The organism is Acidocella aminolytica 101 = DSM 11237, assembly GCF_900129125.1.
GTDB classification, from domain to species: Bacteria; Pseudomonadota; Alphaproteobacteria; order Acetobacterales; family Acetobacteraceae; genus Acidocella; species Acidocella aminolytica.
Window position 1 is genome coordinate 21,255 of the sequence record NZ_FQVJ01000019.1, and the last position, 17,264, is coordinate 38,518.

The window sequence follows — 17,264 nt, forward strand, 5'->3', positions numbered from 1 at the left end:
GTCAGATAATTTACGACAGTTGACTATCTGAATTTGCGGAGGCTTTGGCTTATCTATTGGGTTAACGTTTAAGCGGCTGTTTGATTGTGCTGTAAGCGCCCGGCCTGGATGGTTTGGCACTTTATCTGTTGGCGTTGCTGCAGGATTTGCGGAGTCCGGCAGTAATAGGCATCGGCGGATGTGACATTGCCCAGGGTCTAATGATAGATGCGGTTATTGTAATGGTCGATGAAGGCGGCGATCTGTTGCTCGAGATTGCCGGGCAGGTGGTAATTTTCGAGCAGGATGCGCCATTTCAACGTCTGGTGCCACCGCTCGATTTTGCCTTGCGTCTGCGGAAGGAACGATGCGCCAAGGATATGCTTGATGTTTTTGCGCGTAAGCCATTTTGCCAAATCACCGGCGATGTAGAACGGCCCATTATCTGATACCGGGCGTGGCTGATGAGAGGCTTTGACCGTGTTACAGCCAGAAGCTTCGAGGGCATGGGTAGACGGGTCGGTAACATCCTCAGCTGCATGGCGTTGCCTAGTCTCCAGGTGATGACTGAGCACGAATAATCATTGAGGATGGCGGGGAGATACATCCCTCCTCCGCCAGCTTTCCAACAGCGCTACGCGCTCGCGGAAACTTCGCAGGCTCAGCACCAGCCGACGACTTTCAGATAAGTGAAATCCGCTTTCCCAATTTGGTTTGGTGCAGTGGTCTTTATGCTGAATTCATCAGCGGCCTTGATAACGATAAAGGCAGGCGAGGTAATCAGACCATGTGCCTTCAGCAGCCGGCAGGCCGACGCCTTGGAGACAAAACAGCCCTGCGGGTCAGTGAAGGTCACGGCGAGTTGGCTCTGGTCGCGTCTCCTGGTGCGGTCATATGTCTAGCCCTGTTTGGGCGGCATTTTTGCCGCAGGCCAAGATGCTCCCCGCGAGCAACATCAAACAGGATTTGCGGCATTGAACTGTCTTCGGTCAAAACGAATTTTGTCGCTCGTCAGTGGGATCGGTTACCATCTCCTGCGTGGCCTTTAGCCCTTGGCACCGGCGAACCGTTAGGCAGCGTTCGGCTGACGCCGATACGCTTCCCCGTGTACCAATATGGCCCAGATAATCCGGGCCATATTGTTTGCCAGAGCTACCGCAACGAGCTTAAGCGGATTGCGCTCCAGCAATTATAGCAGCCATGGCGAGATTGACTTGCTGCCGGCAGAGTTGGTTGTGGTGGTGGTCCGGAGCTTCTTTTTCCCCCATCAGCCTCGATGAGCCGATGGGTCTGAAGGAAGGCGTAAGAGATCATTGTCATTAGAGCATGTCGGTGCAGCCACGTCCCTGACGGTCCGTCGAAATAATCAAGGCCGACTTCCTCCTTCAGTAGCTGATGTACCTGTTCGTAGATCCTGCGGGCCTTGACGGTCACGGCGAGCGCTTTGAGCAGCGTATCGTCGGGTACATTGACGAGATAACATTTGCGCTCGCCATTCTTGCGGTGCTCACCGACCAACCAGACGGGCTCACCCGGCATGCGTTTTCCACCCATATGATGAATGCGTCGCGGCAATCCGTCGCCGACCCGCACCCGCAGGGCGGCGAAGCGGGTCGGCAGGCGTCCTTTGGTGCCGCGGCGCCAACTGAGAGAGCGCCAAACTGCGTCAGCCGGCATGGTCTCGGCCGCCATCGACTTGCTGTCCGGGACGTGCCGCAGCCGCGGAATACCGACTGCCCAATGCAGCCCGCGGGCGCTCAGCGCCTGGCGGAATAGCACGCTTAAGCCACAACCTGCATGGACCAGCACTCAACCGAATCGCACATCCGCCGCCATAATGCGGTCGATCTCTTTGATAGCGATCTCCGACTTGCTACTGAACACTTGGCGAACTTCCGGCACATGCGCCCGTTGCAGGCTGGCCGGATCACGCGTCCAACTCTCCGGCAAAAGCAGCCGCAACCCCACCATCACCGGCACTTCGCCACGCGCCAACATCAGCGATACTAACATCCGGCAATTCGTCTTCTTGCCCAGGGCCAATACATATTGCGGCGCCACGCCAACTGAGTGGCTTCCCTGCTTCGGCGAGGCCGTGTCGTCGACGTCCAAAGCCATGTCATCGCCGCCAATAAGCCGATCGGCCTGAGTCAACAATTTCACCTCTAGCTGCACCGTGCCCTAGCCCCCGCCGCGACGAAGCGGTGCAATCGATCATAATCGCCGGGCGCAAAGCGCACCGTCATCGGTTGAACACTCTTGCGGTCACCAGGGCCAATCAAGCCCGCAACATACCGCGGGCACGTCCGCCAGCGAGTCTTGTTGCCAAGTCGTTCAATGAACGGCTCAAGCCACCGCTCCAAATTCCCCGTCCAATCCGATCCACTCCCACTCATGGCCGCCCCCATCATGCCGACCATCTACGAAGCAATCCTATCCCGATTTGAAAATCCCGAACGCCCCCCAAAACTAAATTTCTGCCAAAGTATTGCTAGGCGGCATCGTCCAATGCAGACATGCGCGTTCCCATAGCACGGGGAAATCGATGTCGATAAAAAACATGGGTCCACGCCTTGATGAGATGGTCTGCGCTTTGAAGATTACGCAGACAACAACCAAGTCAGGAACAGCTATCATTTAACTCCCGGAAAAACGCACAAAATCTCAAAAGCGATATTCGCCGCCACCAGGGCGGTGGTGCCCTGCGGGTCGTAAGGCGGTGAGACCTCCACCACGTCACCACCAACAATCTCCACCCCATCCAGCCCACGAATAATCTCAAGCCCCTGTGGGACGGTTAGGCCGCCGATCTCGGGTGTGCCGGTGCCAGGAGTAAAAGCGGGGTCCAGACTGTCTATGTCGAAAGAGACATAAACAGGCCCCGAACCAAGCTTAGCCTTAATTTCTACCATCAGCGGCGCCAGCGACTTATGCCAACACTCATGAGCCTCCACCACGGTGAAGCCCTGACTACGCCCCCAGTCGAACTCGTCAGCCGCATAGCCTGTGCCCCGCAAACCAATTTGGACTGTGCGCTTAGGGTCAATCAACCCTTCTTCAACCGCCCGGCGGAAGGGCGTGCCATGAGCGATCTTCTCGCCAAACATCGTGTCGTTAATGTCGGCATGAGCGTCGACATGCACCAGCCCCACTCGGCCATGCTTTTTAGCCATGGCACGCAAGATTGGTAGGGCGATGGTATGGTCGCCGCCGAGGGTCACGGGTTTGCAGTTGGCTGCCAGAATAACGTCATAGGCACGTTCGATGCGGGCAATGGAATCGCGTAGATTATATGGATTTACCGAGATATCCCCGATATCGGCAACGCGCAGGCTGTCGAACGGCCCCTTGCGGGTGGCCACGTTATAGGGGCGCAGCATTACCGATTCCGTGCGGATCTGCCGTGGGCCGAACCGCGTGCCAGTGCGGTTGGAGGTGCCGAGATCGAACGGCACGCCGACGAAGCAGGCATCCAGCCCCTCGGCCGAGGGATAGACCGGAAGGCGCATCATTGAAGCGATACCGCCACAGCGCGGCATCTCGTTGCCACTTAAAGGCTGGGGAAAATGCGGCTTTTCCATCTGTGGGCGTCTCCTCATGGGCCGATGCAGGTCACTTGTGTAACTCTTCCAGTCCTTTTCATACATAACCCGGGCACGCTATTTAGTTTGATTTTCTTAAATCAAATGATAAATTAAAGTCATTAGCATAAGAAATAGGAGACATGGGGATGGCGCGGTTGGATAGCGTGGACCTGCGCTTGCTACGCGTATTCGTGACCGTAGTGGAGGCACGCGGATTCAGTGCGGCGCAAACAATACTGAATGTGAACACCTCTACCATTTCCAACCAGATCTCCGCGCTGGAGACGCGGTTGGGAGTAAAGCTGTGCCAGCGCGGGCGAGCGGGCTTCAAACTGACGGACGACGGCGCCACTATCTTTTCCGAAACGCAGAAGCTGTTCTCGGCGATAGATGGGTTCGACATGAGGGCCAGCGCCTTGCGTGCCAAGGTGCGCGGCACGCTGAATATTGGCTTGCTGGATAATACGATCAGTGACAAGCAGGCCCGGGTGGAAGTGCTGCTGCATAAATTCACCCAGACAATGAGCGATGTGCAGATCAATCTTGAGGTAAAATCACCCAACGAATTGCTACGCGATGTGGTGGACGGAAAGCTGCATGCGGCCATTGGAAGCTTTCCAAAAATTCTGCTCGGGCTGAACTACACAAAGCTCTATGAAGAGCGGCACTCTTTTTACTGCGCCGCCTGCCATCCTTTGTTCAATCTGAAGGAAACAGAGATCACGCGAACGATGATTGCGAAATACCGCCTGGTATCACGTGGTTATTGGGGTTCACGGGACGCAAAACATATACGTTCAGAACGAGCGAGTGCTACCGTGAATAATATGGAAGCTGCCGCGCGGATGATCCTCTCCGGCGATTATCTTGGGTATCTGCCCGAGCATTACGCGCAAGACTGGGAGAAGACGAAGACAATCAAAAAGATTTTGCCCGCAGATCTAAGCTTTCTGGCGCCTTTCGAGATTGCTTATGATCCAACGAAGCTCGTTTTGCCGCCGGTGAAACTATTTACTTCACTGGCGGCTTCCGTGCTAACGCGGGAGGAATAGCTCCCGCGGCGCCTAGCTCAGAGATTGGTACCCAGCGCCTCATTGCTGGCGGCGATAGCGGAACGCTCAGCAGAAAGGTCAAGGTTGCGGGTGATGAGATAATAGACCACGCCCGAGACCAACAATCCCGGAGCCCAGGAAATATCAACGCCTCCCAGCGCATGGGCTATCGGCCCCTCATATAGCCCGGCCAGGTTGAAAAATGGCACGCTGGTGGCAAAGCCGACAGCATAGGCCAAAAGCCCGCGGCCACCCCAGGCGCCATAAATGCCCTTGGGAGTAAAAAAATCCTCGATGGCATAATGGCCTTTGCGCACGAAAAAATAATCCATCAGGTTCACTGCGGTCCAAGGCACCAACAGATACAGCATCATAGAGAGCGCATCATAAAGTGCGTTAATGGCATTAGCATTGAGCGAAAGCGAGATTGTCAACCAAACAATCGCCAGTGCTAGTACGCCTGAGATGCGCACGCCACGCGAGAAGGGGATATTGGCAAAGCAATCCAAACCCGTGATCAAAGTAAGCATGCCGGAATAGGCATTCAGCCCCATAGTCGCGGTTAGTGCCGCGACCGAGACTAGCACGGTGAGCGTGCCAAGATACGGAAACACCACATTGCCTGCCGAACTGACGGCTACCATGCCATCCGACGCACCAAGATATGTAGCGAGCCAAGCACCCAGAATAATCAGCCAGATGGCTGCACCTGAAGCACCAATATAGACATTCAACACTAAGGCCGCGCGCTTCTGTCCGGTTGGAAGATAGCGCGTATAATCCGACACATAAGGCGCATAGGTAATGTTATATGCAGCACAAGCGGCAAACTGAGCGGCGAAGGCGATCCAGCCAAAGCTGGTATGGCCGGCCGCATGGGGGGTAATAATGCCGAACAGAATGGCGCCCGAAACGATCACATAAAGTGGCAGACTGACCCAGAACAACACACGGAAGACAATATGCAGCCAGTCATGCCCGAAAATGGCGATGATAGCGGCTACCGCGCCCAGCATCAGTGCCACAGTAGGAATCTGCCAGCCGAAGAGATGGTTAAGACCCTGGGAGATGAGCACCGTATCCACCACATTGAAGCCCGCAAAGGTAAAAAGCGTCCCCAGAAGTGGGATGATGACGCCACGATAGCCAAATTGCGCGCGGGACTGGATCATCTGTGGCAGACCGAGATCCGGCCCCTGGCTGGCATGGAAGGCCATGAACAAGGTGCCGAACAAAATGCCCAGCACCGAGGCCAGGATTGTGGCACCGAAACCCAACCCCATGCCTGGACCGATAAACCCAATGGCTATGGTGAAAAACTGGAAGTTACCAAGGAACCAGAATGGCCCCTGGGCAGAGACTTTGCCGTGACGTTCAGCCGGGGGCACGAAGTCGATGGAGCGTGTTTCAATCCCCAGGCTGGGGCCATTACGGATGCTACCGGCTTCGGTATCAGCAAGCGTTACCATTTGGTCCTCGCGCTCTTGTGGTTAGACCACGAGGCATATCACCCATGACACAGACGCAAACATAACGCTGTCAAGGCAATAAGTTTCAAAAAGAATGAAGTTTTGAAACCTACGCTTTATGTGGCAAACCTCGACAGGGTCTATGATGTACCACCATTCGCGTAGACGGGCGGAGGAGGGCTTCATATCCTAAGCTACCCTTGTGCAGCACGCGTCATTTCCCTCACCCGTTTGTCCCTAACTATGGGCATTCAAAAGCAGTTTCCACAAGAAGCTTCGCATCTCTAGGGTTTCCACTTTCGGGAAGTATCCATGATACATCTCGGCTGACGCTCTGTACTGAAACAACAACGAAACTTTCTGGTGCGACGTTTGCGCGCCGAAATCGACCGTGCCGCGCGGATACTCCCAATGCCGCGCGGAAAAGATATCACCCGAACATCAACGAAAAGCAATGATTTGAAAGCAAATTTCAGCGCAAATTACTACTGTGAAGCCTCAGGAGGCCGGAGCTAACCGTGCACAGAAGGCTTCAATATCATCAGTTTGAAAGACAGCCAGCTTCCCAAAGAATTTTTCTTCCGACCAGTTCCACCAAGAGATGGCGCTCAGCTTGACTGCGATCTCGCGCGGGAAGCGTTCGCGTATTTTCCACGCGAGCACACCGCCAAAAATGTTGTAGGACGCGCCATCTCTTGAAACAGTAGGCCCTGCGCCGATTACCACGCCATCCGCCATAGTCACACCTAGCAGGATGATAGCGCTATGACCGATCCACACATCATGGCCTACCACTACTCGCGCATCGCGGTAGGTGACGGAGAACTCGGCATCGCGTTTGGCACCTCTCTCGTAATATTCCGGCACATAGGTGAAGCGGTGCTAACTGGGCCGCTGCATCGGGTGGGTCGACGCTCCAAATCGCACTATGTTGGCAATGGCGAAGAATTCCCCGGTCCACGCAACCGCTACTTCACAATGCTCACCTAAATAGGAGTAATCGCCAAAACTTGCATATTCGATGCGAGAATTACGCAGCATCGCGCAACGCCACCCGATTTCCGCATTCCCGAATGCGTATACTAGAGTCTATCACCATCTCGGCGATTTTTAGAAAAATATGCTCTATCAAAGCAGCCTCTAGCGTAGGAGGGCTGTGCCGCGTTCATCCGCAATTACCAGCACTAATGTGATGATAAGCAGCAGAGAAACGGTCTTGTAATCGAATAAGTTCATGGCGTTGAGGAGCTGAAAGTCAGTCCCTCCGCCTATAAAGCCTAGGTGTTCAGTCCCGGCATCTGGTGGATTGGATTTAGGATGAATCGATCTGGCTCTGAAGTCCAGATTTTGCAGATGTATTCTTAGGGCGTGAGGCCGCTGAGCATCTTGAGCCTTCGTGCAAAGTTGTAAGCTGACAGGAAGTCGGCGAGATGTGTGCGCAGCTGTTCGTGGCTGTCTTAGCGAAAGCGTTTGACGGTAGCGTCCCTGATCGTTTGGTTCATCCGCTCGACCTGGCCGTTGGTCCAGGGATGATTCTGCTTCATCAGACGGTGCTCAATCCCGTTGGCTTCGCAGATCATGTTGAAGCGCATCTGCCGCGAATATGCTGTATTCCGGTTGCGGGGCTGCTCGGCGAACTGGATGCCGTTGTCAGTAACGAACGTGTGGATGCGATAGGGGACGGCCTTGAGCAGATGCTCGAGGAACTCACACGCAGTCCTGTGATCAGCCTTGTCCACGAGTTGCGTGGCTGCAAACTTGCTAGTCTGGTTAATGCCAACAAAGAGATACTGAACCGCGCCAGGTTTCCCGGAGATATTTTGGTTTGAGTGCTACGCGGCTACAGGCATAGCCGTAAGTTCCGCGTAATAGTTTTCCTCTGCTTCAGCAGGTGGCATGTTGCCGATTGGTTCGAGGGTACGCCGGGCAAAGACGTCTATAATAAAAGCGACATAGGCAAATTCTTGCCAGATTGAGACGTAGGTAAAATCGCTAAGCCACAGTATGTTTGGAGCTGGTGCGCGAAACTGGCGATTGACCCTGTCCGGGGGACAGGGAGCAGCCTTATCGGAGATAGTCGTTTTTATAGCCTTACCCCGGACAACGCCTGCAGCCCCATTTGACGCATCAGGCGCGCGACGGTGCAACGCGCAACTTTGACCTTTTCCCGGAGCAATTTCCGCCACACGTTCCGGGCGCCATAAACCCGGAAATTATCCTCAAAGACCCGGCCGATCTCCCGGCAAAGCACAGCATCACGCTGTTCACGCGCGGGGCGTCGGGCTGGTATGTCCATCCGGGACCGGTGTCCATAATAGGTTGCCGGGGCGAAGGGGCCGCAAGATTCCAATATTGCGCAGCAATACCGGAAAGGCGCCGGAGGGGATCAGTAGAACACGCACGATCGACTCGACCCCATAAACCTCACGATGTTCATCGATAAAGGTGGTCATTTTTTGAGTGGGCGGTCGAGTTCTGCCTGGGCAAAACAAGCCGATGCCTTGCGTAAAATTTCATTCGCCTGACGCGGTTCCCTGTTCTCCCGTTCAAGAACCTTAATGCGCTCGCTTTCTGCGCTTGTCGGCCCAGGGCGCAGGCCGCGATTACGCTCAGCCTGTTTTACCCAGCTGCGCAGCGTTTCACCGGTGCAGCCAATCTCGCCCGCAATCGAGGTGATCGCAGCCCATTGTGTCGGATAATCCCCTTGGGTCTCCAAAACCATACGGACAGCGCGTTCCCGTATCTCCGCCGGAAATGATGGATTTCTCTTCTTCATCATAACCCCATTCTCTCAAGAAGTGAGGTCTCCGGGCAACCCAGCGCAGTCCAACTGCGCCAGGGCTGGGGCAATTGAATAGCCCCTAGATTTATGGACACATGCTTCCCTAATTTTGAGGCCAGGAAGCGCTTCTGGAACCGAGTAATTTTAGCAACCAGCCCAAGCGCGACGCATTGTCGCAAATTACCGCGTCCACCTCTCTCAGAGGTGATGGGGCGGCTCGACGTCAGCCATAATCGTAACCAACTTCACCCAGGCAGATATCTGTGCTTTAACTTCGGCCACGCTGGCAGGCTATATGTCCTCTCTTTGGATAAGCTTGTCGTCCCCCGTTCGGTCCTATTCACAGTCAGATCATCTCCAGAAATAACAGATGAGGCAACACTTTGAATCATTCTGCCCCTCAGTCCTTGCCGACGATGCAAGGAATTGCCACAAGCCCAAACAGCAAAGGCCATAGAGGTGAGCATGACGGCGGACGATGATGATGCATATGTATTTGATGAGGCAACTGGTGAATGGCGCCCCGCCAGCGAAATCGCGGCGGCTGCGGCAGAGGCCAAGATCGAAGTCCGGGACGCAGCGGGGAACGTGCTCACCGATGGGGATTCAGTTACCTTAATCAAGGATCTGAAGGTGAAAGGAGCCAATCAGACCTTGAAACAGGGTACAGTGATCAGATCAATTCGGCTCACGGACGATGCCGAAGAGATTGATTGCCGCCATGAAAGCATCAAGGGGCTTGTTCTCCGGGCGGAGTTCGTGCGCAAGCGCTGATTGGACACCCGAATAGCAGGCCAGTCGAGGGCCTTAGCGGCCCAGTCGTCTAGGACCTCGCGCTGGTAACAGACGGTAGTCAGCCGAACACCATGTAAGGCGGCCCAGGATAACCAAACGCCTCATATCGGCTGCCTCTATATCGGCAGTTGCAGCGCCTTCCGCATCACTTACGGATCCGTTTCTGCAGCCTCAACCCGAAGTTAGGGAGCGGACGGGTCAAGGCGCGTCCATGGGGCCGCTGAAACAACCTTCGTTTGCGCTTGGATCCGTGTTTCGTGCAGGACGATGAGCTGGCCATCCACCCATATCGCGCAATTCGAGGCGTTCCTCACACATGGAAGCAGAACAGGCTTTCCCTCAAAAAATCCAGAGCCTATTCGCATTAGTTCGTTTCGGAGGCGATGGAGTGACTTAGCCTCTACGCGCCCGCCTGTCTGTCTAGTGGGCGGAGCGTATATAGGCATTCACGATGGCCGGGATCAAGCCGGGAAAACGCACCTCAATTTCCTCCCAACGCGAGACATTGCGTATCTCCACCCCGTGACGCTCGGAGCGTATCAGCCCGGCCTCTCGCAGGATTTTAAAATGCAGTGACAGAGAGGATTTCGGAATCACTCGGTCCGTGAAGCAGGCCGCCGCCGTACAACTCTGCGAGTGCGCTGCACCGGCGATGCGCACGAAAATTGCCACCCGGTTCGGGTCCGACAGCGCGTGCAATATTGCCTCCAGCCGCACTTCGCGGATCGCAGGGTGAAAAAGCGGCCTCATGAAATTTAAATAAGAGGGGTTGTGAGCGACTTCAATAGTTCCAAATATCCGAAACGTTGGATAAAGAAGGTCGGCGCACCGACCTTGCAGACATGAAGGATCTAAAATGACGGCATTGAACGAACGGTTGGTTTGGCGCTACGCGACAAAGGCCTATGATCCGACCAAGAGCGTGCCAGCCGAGACGCTGGACGCCATTTTGGAAGCCGTACGCCTAGCGCCCACCTCCAGCGGCCTACAGCCCTTTGAGCTGCTCGTAGTCACCAACCCTGAAATTCGCGCCAGAATACGCGAGGTTTCCTGGGACCAGGCACAGGTGACAGATTGCTCGCATCTGCTTGTCTTCGCCGCCTGGGACGACATCACTCCGGAGCGCGTGAACATGATGTTCGATCTTACCAACGAGGTGCGCGGCCTCAAGAACGAGGGCTGGGAAGCCTATCGGCAGAAACTGCTTGGCATCGTTGCCGAGCGCGGCACCGAGGCAAATTTCCAGGCCGCTGCGCGTCAGACTTATATCGGCCTTGGAGCTGCCCTGATCGCCGCCGCCTTCGAGGAGGTAGATACGACACCGATGGAAGGCTTCGACCCGAACGCGGTGGATGAAATTCTGGGCTTGAAAGCTCGGCATCTGCGCAGCGTGGTGATGCTGCCGCTGGGTTACCGCGCGGCCGAGCGCGACTGGCTAGTGAATTTGAAAAAAGTCCGCCGCCCTCGCGAACAATTCGTCAGTTATGTGAAATAACATCCGCTATGTTCATCCACGTAGACGGAAGTTGATTGTCTCGATCCAAGATTAGCCTTGCTGCCGATGATGGCACGGATGCTGCGCAATCTTTCGCAGATACTCGACAAGGCGGCGGCCCATACCGCCGCCAACAACATTGCGCCCTCGCTAATGCTGGAACTGCGACTGGCGCCGGGACCTTCGACCTTATTTGCCGCGTCTCGCTTCCATCACTTGAACACGGGACATGTCGAGCTTCACGGACGACCCGGACCGATCGAACGGCTGCTTGAAATTGAAGGCGTGGGATGTTGCTCCCTGAGCATGCAGGTGTTCGAGCCGAGCAACGCCAACGCTCCATTCCGGGTGGCCGCTTCGATCGTGCCACCACAAGACCAACGACGGTTAGTGAGGCTTTTCGAACCACACCCTTTCACGGCGCAGGGCAGTCGCGTGAAGGCCAAAATACGTGAAGGCAAATGCAGCTTCCAAGTCTCTCCAAAGGGACAGAGTGACTGGCGACCAGCCATCCCCTCTGTCGACGTAGAACTTGGGATACCCCCTGTACCTGTTTGCCGGCGGATCACGGTGCACCGTGATCCGCCGTCAAACAGGTACAGGGGGCGTGGCAAGGTTGAAGCGACTGACGCTTCTATTCAGCCACAACCGAAGCAAAGCGCTGCCACCGGTGGCGCAGGCAAATATGAAGAACCGCCCCCCGACAGCTAGGGTCAAGGCCGCAGCAACCGCCGGTGTGCAGTAGCCGAGACCTCCGGTCGCAACGGGTTTGTCAAACCAGTCCGCGAAGGAGGCACCCATCGGTCGCGTCAGAATGTACGCCATCCAGGATGCAGCGACCTCGTTCAGGCCGAACGCGAAATAGGTCAAGCCCGGCACGGTAAATAGCACTGTGAACAGAACCGCCGAATTGAAATAGCCCACGCCGAAGGTTGCCAGCACGGTCGCCCAGTAGAACACCTCGCGCCGGGGCGTCTGCACCGTGTAGATCGAGAGTGAGCGCTCGACGGCGTTCGAAGCCCACAGAATCAACAGCAAAGCGATCCCGAAGGCGACGGCCGAGACCACGTACGGTATGCCAAGCACAACGTGAATGACATCAACGACCATTGTGCCGAAGGTGCCGACCGCCACAACGAGGAGCCAGTAGGCCGCGAGAACATGGCGCCGGGTGGTGAACTGCAGCGCGAGGGCAACAAGGAACGCCAGGGCCACCCAGAACAGAGAGGTAGGGATTGGTGTGGAAGACAAGAAAATCCGACGTTGCCTCGCCCATTGCCGTCGAGAGGATCTTTGCAACCCAGAACAACAGCGTGAACTGCGGAACCTTGGTCCCATAGTACCACCCCTCGTCCATGCGCATGAAAAATCCGGTAGATCTCAACGCCGTGGGCCTCCTCGATGTCGGGCGGAGCCGGAATAGGCGACCGTACTCCTGGTCGCAACCCGACGCCGTGGTCTGCGCAGAAACCCAGGGCTTTCCGCTTTCTTTGAGAAATTATTGCTTGCCTTGCTGAACAACCAAACCGATAGTGAATATTATGAAATTCACCCCTACAGTGTGGGATTCGCTGTGCTTAGTGTTGGTCTTGTGGGCCGATTTACTTCTGGCCGCGCTCTATCATCCTAAAATCACTGACTTTTTGGACTTTTTGAAGCTGGATGCGGTTTTTGCTTGTTTGGTATGGTTGCCGCTTAGAGCACTGGGGCTGGCTCTAGGCCGCCGTTAATCTTGGTGGTTTGACGAGACGCGATGCAGTGTACAGAGCCATTACGAGCCGACGCCACCCCAGCTGGGAAGGAAGGTGGAATGGAGATCTGGGCGAAGCTGATACCAGAGTTGCTTGTCACGGACATAGACGAGAGCCTGCACTTCTGGCGGGACCTGATCGGTTTCTCTGTCGCGTACGACCGACCGGAGGACCGCTTCACCTTCCTGGAACTAGACGGCGCCCAGATCAAGCTGGAGCAACAAGCCCCGGCGGAACGCCAATGGATAGCTGCCCGGCTCGACGCACCTTTCGGGCGCGGCGTCAATTTTCAGATCGAAGTGTCTGCACTCCAGCCAATCCTGGAGCGTCTGGCAGCGGCCAGTTGGCCGCTATTCATGGAACCCGAGGATGCCTGGTACCGCTCCAATCAGATCGAGGTTGGCCAACGCCAATGTGTCGTACAGGACCCGGACGGCTATCTTCTTCGATTGGCTCAAGATATCGGCGAGCGCGCCGCCGGGTAACCACAGCTCAGGCTTGGCGCACCATCGTCATTAAGCAACGCCCTCTTTAGGCAGTCAAAATAAATTTGCTTAAAACACGCTCTAGCCAGTGAGCGGTATGATTACCGAACAGCTTCATCCGTGTCGCATCATTGGAGAAGAATTGTATTCCCTGCTCTGGCAGCCCTCAATGAAGCGGCTGTGGGAAGCGGCCTTATCCATTAGGTCCTGTCTGCACTCATCGCAGCCAGCTCACAGCGAAGTCGAAATGAATAAATCCAATGAAGGCTGCGATAGTTTTTTACACCACAGGGCGACTCTACGGAATCGTTTGAGTTTGTTAAAAAAGCAATCGACCTGATGGCGTTCCTTATAGAGCCATCCAGAAGATGGGTGGGGTTTTTGCACGGCTGGGGTTGGCTTTGATCTGGGAGGTTGCGCCAAGATCATTGGCGATAAAGGCACGTAGAGGATCGGCATCGCAGGCGGCATCTGCGATGCCATGGCCGATGCCCTGCAAGCCGTCCAGAAGAGTTTGGCCTGCGGACAATCGCCATAATGCCCTGGTGTTGGATGGATGCGCAGCGGCAAGCCAAGCGCATCAACAGCAGCGTGTAGCTTGGTCGTCAGCCCCCGCGTGAACGGCCGATGACGGCAGCTTCAGTCCCTTTTTGCTCCTGCCGCATCAGCATACACTTTCGAGATGGTGCGATCGATCAATACGTATCCAAAATCCGGCGTGTCAGCCCGAGCATGAAAAAACGCCTCCCACTCATCATCCTGAGGTCAGCGCTGGAACCGCGCATGCGCTGCTATCCATTTGCCAAATACCTCCGGCAACTCCCGCTAGTGCGCTGCATTGCCAGCCATCCATAGGATCGCATCAATAAACAGTCGATTGTCCAAGCCTCTCCGCCCAGGCAGGCCAACGCGCCCTGGCAAATGGCCTTCAATAGACGCCATGGTTCGTCTGTCAGTGCCCCTCCGCTCAAGGGTCAAATCCTCCTCGAGCCTTGAATCAGAACTCCAAAGCAAAGGAACCCCTGAATGCAGACAGCCCCTAAAGCACTTACGCTTTGGATTTACAAACACCGTCGAACCATTCCGGAACTGTCTCCGCGTACCCCATGGCATCACCGCCTCCATACAGACTGGACAGAAAGGTTGCACGGTGGCTGGCTCCTTGCACTTGAACCCCTCTCATATGCCGCCCGCCAGTAGCCAGCGCCATCTGTACCAGTTGCGGAGGTAGAGCCTCGTCGGCAGTACCATAGTAGAAAGCAACCGGAAATTCGAACTGCTTGTAGATCGTGCTGTTACCTGCTAGACGGGAGAGGAAGCTAGTGTTGCTCTGAGCCGTGAATTGCTCAAAAAAACCTTCCACAAAAAACGCAGATGCCGTGGGCATGTCACCCTGCATCTGCGGGTCAAGTACGTAGTCCTGCCAATAAGCCTCAGCGAAGGCGCGGTACTCAGAGCGGATAGCTGTATCGAACAGGTCCGGCAGTTTGTAATAGGTGCGATAGCTGCCCAGTAGGATCACTAGGCATGGGGTCATCCATGCTGGCACCACCGGATATGGCTTGGTCCCTGATGACGCGAATTTCAGGTTGCCGCACCAGTAGCGCAGCGAATCAGGCAGATTGTTGAATGGACTCTCTGCAGCCACCGCATCTACGCGTATACCCCGGCTATGCAACTCTAAGCCCAACCACTGGGTGTTGAGCGCCCCCTGAGACCATCCATTGAGCAGCAATGTCGAGGCTCGGATGCCTAGTGGCTTAAGCATGGACATGCCGGCGTCAAGCACGTCATGACAGCACTGTACCGTCGCCGCGCGCACGGCATAGGCTTCGCTGCGGCCGTCCCGATACGGCCCCTTGCCCAGATAGTCCGCTGCGATCACGACGTAGCCTTGCGCGGCTAGCCTATGCAGGTTGAACAGGGTTTCAAGCGAATCGACATTGTCCTGCAGCTTGTAGTTCGGGTCTGCGAGGCGCATTAGATTGGACGGCACCTGGTCGAAGGATAAGATGGTGCCATGCTGCCAGGACACCACCGGTAGCGGGCCACGCAACCCCGACGGTGTGGCCAGAAGGCCGCTGACCTTAATCCGCTCACCAGTTTCGGGAATATGCGTGAAAGTGGTGATGCGCCTTAGTTCGATATCATAACGCGCTGCGTGATCCTCTTCCGAATAAGAGGGGAGAACCCCGCCTTCATTGAAAACTTTGTAGAACTGTTGGGCTAGGGTATCCAAACGTTGCTTGCTTAACACTACAGACTTTTCTAAGTGGATACGCTGCCCGCCCAATGTGCTGGCGCCTGCGTTGCCGGGCAGATCGGCTGCGGTTGCTACGGCAAGCGCTGCAATGGTTCGGCCCACGGCACCGATCGCTTTTCGGCGTGCCACGTTAGGCACCGGATGATCTGAGAATGTTAGTACGGAGTCAGTGTGTTCTTCTTTCTGGGTCATGGGTTAACTCGCTAGTGGAAGGATAATTCTCCCAATTTTTAACAGGGCTTTTTGGTAAAATCCACGCGACAAATTTTAGTTTTTGGGCTGACGTTATACCGTCGACGCCCATGCTCTATCACTCATTGTTGTATGTCCAGAGCCATTTTGTTGCGTAATCCTGTGCCTCCTTGATGCTGCCAATGATATTATGATCGAACCATTCATGGCGAACCGTTCTGTTGTAACGCTCAACATAGGCTGCCTTGACTTTCTTTGGAAAAGTATAGAGCTATTTTGATTACGGTGTCCGCCTCTCGTAAGCAGCTAAACTTATAAAGTCCAGTGATGAATGTCGGCGGGCTGGATTAAGGAGCCCATCGATGTGACGGCCAATGGCATCTTTGGCATCCTGCCTAGCCATGAACGTCGTGCACCAGACAAGTTCTGACTTGAGGGTTTTGAGGAATGTGTCAATGATATTGTTATTGTAATTATTACCCTTTCCTGAAAATGAAACGATGCCCCTCTGCTTCTTCAGTTCAACTTGGTAGTCAATTGAATAACATTGGCTGCTGGATTGCGGCCAAGGCGAGGTTGCGGTGCAGGCGGTCACTGACGGACCGGCCGACAATACGCCAGGAGAACAGGCCCATCACGATCGCCAGATAAAGTCATCCTTCCTTGGTCCAAACGTAGGAAATGTCTGCCGATCACTTCTGTTTCGGTGCGGCGATGCTGAAATCCTGGTCCAGTACATTAGGTGCACGCGGAATCGTGATCGAGCCCGATGGAAAAATCCAAGATTACCTTGAAAACCGTCCGCACGCGAGGGACAAGATTTGGCAAAAGCCATGCAAGCAAAACGGTGTTTGCGCGGTGACGAGGGAGCGAATTTTGTCCGACGCTCGATGGAGCGGAACGCGGCACCCGCCAGCTTTGTCATCGCCGCTAGGTGGTCATGGCGGCGCAAAAAATTTACCCGCCCTTCCAGCATCATGTTTTCGCTGGCTACCATGTGGTCGGCGGTGAGTTACACGGTTCCCGTCATTGCTGACATGGCTTCAAGCGGGCACAACCAAACCGAGGAAAAGGTCCATGACGACACATGGGGTGCCACCAGTTTAAGCGTTTCAGACTGAAGCTGCGCGGCAATAAGCGCATCTTGCCGCGCGTTACGCAGCCGCTGCAATATTTGCTCCACGGCCGAACAGAAACGCTCGGTAGCCTTGGGAAACTACTTTCATCAAGTACAGCCAGAAATTTTCAAGACAAATCGTATCCATAAAAGAGGCAAGAGCTCAAAATTCAGACATATTGCCTCATCAGAAGGAAGGTCCATTATGTGTTGGTTTACTCGTACATACTGCCGAAAATCGCTGCTCTGCGCGATGCGATTGTGAGTCAGAGCGAAGCATGTTTTCTTGCTTAAACGTCA

General features: G+C 55.1%; 13 protein-coding genes, 8 pseudogenes and 1 other annotated feature. Of the genes and pseudogenes, 8 read left to right on the top strand and 13 right to left on the bottom strand.

The genetic code is table 11. The annotated features are described in order from the left end of the window. Positions 1-68 precede the first annotated feature (68 nt). The 3 genes and pseudogenes from BUB54_RS21480 to speB all read right to left on the bottom strand — a co-directional run. Positions 69-844 (bottom strand): annotated as a pseudogene (locus tag BUB54_RS21480) (transposase); the annotation flags it as partial. Positions 845-1,131: 287 nt separating this feature from the next. Beyond that, positions 1,132-2,375: pseudogene (locus BUB54_RS11180) on the bottom strand (IS701 family transposase). A gap of 237 nt (positions 2,376-2,612) precedes the next feature. Continuing rightward, a complete protein-coding gene (gene speB, locus BUB54_RS11185) occupies positions 2,613-3,560 on the bottom strand; it encodes an agmatinase (RefSeq protein ID WP_082075572.1) in 948 nt (315 codons plus the stop codon). 149 nt (positions 3,561-3,709) lie between these two features. On the opposite strand from speB, the gene BUB54_RS11190 reads away from it, so the two are divergent. After that, positions 3,710-4,615: a LysR family transcriptional regulator gene (locus tag BUB54_RS11190; RefSeq protein WP_048877549.1), complete on the top strand. Its 906-nt coding sequence runs from the start codon at positions 3,710-3,712 to the stop codon at positions 4,613-4,615. 17 nt (positions 4,616-4,632) lie between these two features. Here BUB54_RS11190 and BUB54_RS11195 read toward each other — a convergent pair whose 3' ends face one another. Both BUB54_RS11195 and BUB54_RS21165 read right to left on the bottom strand, forming a co-directional pair. Then, on the bottom strand, positions 4,633-6,084 hold the full coding sequence (locus BUB54_RS11195; RefSeq protein WP_048877548.1) for a purine-cytosine permease family protein: 1,452 nt from the start codon (positions 6,082-6,084) through the stop codon (positions 4,633-4,635). Between the two features lie 498 nt (positions 6,085-6,582). Next, a complete protein-coding gene (locus BUB54_RS21165) occupies positions 6,583-6,822 on the bottom strand; it encodes an LbetaH domain-containing protein (RefSeq protein WP_199444655.1) in 240 nt (79 codons plus the stop codon). A 27-nt stretch (positions 6,823-6,849) separates the two neighbouring features. On the opposite strand from BUB54_RS21165, the gene BUB54_RS21170 reads away from it, so the two are divergent. Then, positions 6,850-7,074, top strand: a complete 225-nt coding sequence (locus BUB54_RS21170; protein ID WP_199444654.1) for a hypothetical protein — start codon at positions 6,850-6,852, stop codon at positions 7,072-7,074. 287 nt (positions 7,075-7,361) lie between these two features. Here BUB54_RS21170 and BUB54_RS11205 read toward each other — a convergent pair. After that, positions 7,362-7,874, bottom strand: a pseudogene (locus BUB54_RS11205) (integrase core domain-containing protein); the annotation flags it as partial. A gap of 129 nt (positions 7,875-8,003) precedes the next feature. Further along, positions 8,004-8,860, bottom strand: a pseudogene (locus BUB54_RS21490) (IS3 family transposase); the annotation flags it as partial. After that, positions 8,463-8,579, bottom strand: a sequence feature (AL1L pseudoknot). Its footprint overlaps the pseudogene before it by 117 nt. 471 nt (positions 8,861-9,331) lie before the next feature. Here BUB54_RS21490 and BUB54_RS11225 point away from each other — a divergent pair. After that, complete coding sequence (locus BUB54_RS11225) at positions 9,332-9,640, top strand: alkylphosphonate utilization protein (protein WP_048877545.1); 309 nt, start codon at positions 9,332-9,334, stop codon at positions 9,638-9,640. Positions 9,641-10,081: 441 nt separating this feature from the next. Here BUB54_RS11225 and BUB54_RS11230 read toward each other — a convergent pair whose 3' ends face one another. Then, positions 10,082-10,411, bottom strand: a complete 330-nt coding sequence (locus BUB54_RS11230) for a winged helix-turn-helix domain-containing protein (RefSeq protein WP_048877544.1) — start codon at positions 10,409-10,411, stop codon at positions 10,082-10,084. Positions 10,412-10,517: 106 nt separating this feature from the next. On the opposite strand from BUB54_RS11230, the gene BUB54_RS11235 reads away from it, so the two are divergent. Together BUB54_RS11235 and BUB54_RS22075 are read left to right on the top strand one after the other, a co-directional pair. Next, positions 10,518-11,156: an NAD(P)H-dependent oxidoreductase gene (locus BUB54_RS11235; RefSeq protein ID WP_048877543.1), complete on the top strand. Its 639-nt coding sequence runs from the start codon at positions 10,518-10,520 to the stop codon at positions 11,154-11,156. 69 nt (positions 11,157-11,225) lie between these two features. Beyond that, positions 11,226-11,324 (top strand): annotated as a pseudogene (locus BUB54_RS22075) (hypothetical protein); the annotation flags it as partial. A 21-nt stretch (positions 11,325-11,345) separates the two neighbouring features. Here BUB54_RS22075 and BUB54_RS22080 read toward each other — a convergent pair. Then, positions 11,346-11,732, bottom strand: a pseudogene (locus tag BUB54_RS22080) (DUF3291 domain-containing protein). A 12-nt stretch (positions 11,733-11,744) separates the two neighbouring features. Next, positions 11,745-12,371 carry a COG4705 family protein gene (locus tag BUB54_RS11250; protein ID WP_244890772.1) on the bottom strand — a complete coding sequence of 209 codons (627 nt, stop codon included), beginning with the start codon at positions 12,369-12,371 and terminating at the stop codon, positions 11,745-11,747. A gap of 326 nt (positions 12,372-12,697) precedes the next feature. Here BUB54_RS11250 and BUB54_RS20280 point away from each other — a divergent pair, with 326 nt between their 5' ends. Next, positions 12,698-12,886, top strand: a complete 189-nt coding sequence (locus BUB54_RS20280; protein ID WP_139284881.1) for a hypothetical protein — start codon at positions 12,698-12,700, stop codon at positions 12,884-12,886. Between the two features lie 80 nt (positions 12,887-12,966). Then, positions 12,967-13,392 carry a bleomycin resistance protein gene (locus tag BUB54_RS11255; RefSeq protein WP_048877542.1) on the top strand — a complete coding sequence of 142 codons (426 nt, stop codon included), beginning with the start codon at positions 12,967-12,969 and terminating at the stop codon, positions 13,390-13,392. Positions 13,393-13,609: 217 nt separating this feature from the next. Here the strand turns inward: BUB54_RS11255 and BUB54_RS20285 are convergent. The 3 genes and pseudogenes from BUB54_RS20285 to BUB54_RS11275 all read right to left on the bottom strand — a co-directional run. Continuing rightward, positions 13,610-14,363, bottom strand: a pseudogene (locus BUB54_RS20285) (IS5 family transposase). Positions 14,364-14,440: 77 nt separating this feature from the next. Next, positions 14,441-15,847, bottom strand: a complete 1,407-nt coding sequence (locus BUB54_RS11270; RefSeq protein ID WP_199444653.1) for an alpha/beta hydrolase family protein — start codon at positions 15,845-15,847, stop codon at positions 14,441-14,443. 118 nt (positions 15,848-15,965) lie between these two features. Then, positions 15,966-16,088 (bottom strand): annotated as a pseudogene (locus tag BUB54_RS11275) (integrase core domain-containing protein); the annotation flags it as partial. A gap of 610 nt (positions 16,089-16,698) precedes the next feature. Between BUB54_RS11275 and BUB54_RS11280 the strand changes: the two are divergent. Then, complete coding sequence (locus BUB54_RS11280; RefSeq protein WP_217652489.1) at positions 16,699-16,968, top strand: hypothetical protein; 270 nt, start codon at positions 16,699-16,701, stop codon at positions 16,966-16,968. The last annotated feature ends 296 nt before the right edge of the window (positions 16,969-17,264 follow it).

What these genes read in the sequence shown, in the direction of transcription:
- speB (WP_082075572.1), bottom strand. Translation starts at nt 3,560, where the DNA reads ATGGAAAAGCCGCATTTTCCCCAGCCTTTAAGTGGCAACGAGATGCCG.
- BUB54_RS11190 (WP_048877549.1), top strand. Translation starts at nt 3,710, where the DNA reads ATGGCGCGGTTGGATAGCGTGGACCTGCGCTTGCTACGCGTATTCGTG.
- BUB54_RS11195 (WP_048877548.1), bottom strand. Translation starts at nt 6,084, where the DNA reads ATGGTAACGCTTGCTGATACCGAAGCCGGTAGCATCCGTAATGGCCCC.
- BUB54_RS21165 (WP_199444655.1), bottom strand. Translation starts at nt 6,822, where the DNA reads ATGGCGGATGGCGTGGTAATCGGCGCAGGGCCTACTGTTTCAAGAGAT.
- BUB54_RS21170 (WP_199444654.1), top strand. Translation starts at nt 6,850, where the DNA reads ATGACCGATCCACACATCATGGCCTACCACTACTCGCGCATCGCGGTA.
- BUB54_RS11225 (WP_048877545.1), top strand. Translation starts at nt 9,332, where the DNA reads ATGACGGCGGACGATGATGATGCATATGTATTTGATGAGGCAACTGGT.
- BUB54_RS11230 (WP_048877544.1), bottom strand. Translation starts at nt 10,411, where the DNA reads ATGAGGCCGCTTTTTCACCCTGCGATCCGCGAAGTGCGGCTGGAGGCA.
- BUB54_RS11235 (WP_048877543.1), top strand. Translation starts at nt 10,518, where the DNA reads ATGACGGCATTGAACGAACGGTTGGTTTGGCGCTACGCGACAAAGGCC.
- BUB54_RS20280 (WP_139284881.1), top strand. Translation starts at nt 12,698, where the DNA reads ATGAAATTCACCCCTACAGTGTGGGATTCGCTGTGCTTAGTGTTGGTC.
- BUB54_RS11255 (WP_048877542.1), top strand. Translation starts at nt 12,967, where the DNA reads ATGGAGATCTGGGCGAAGCTGATACCAGAGTTGCTTGTCACGGACATA.
- BUB54_RS11270 (WP_199444653.1), bottom strand. Translation starts at nt 15,847, where the DNA reads ATGACCCAGAAAGAAGAACACACTGACTCCGTACTAACATTCTCAGAT.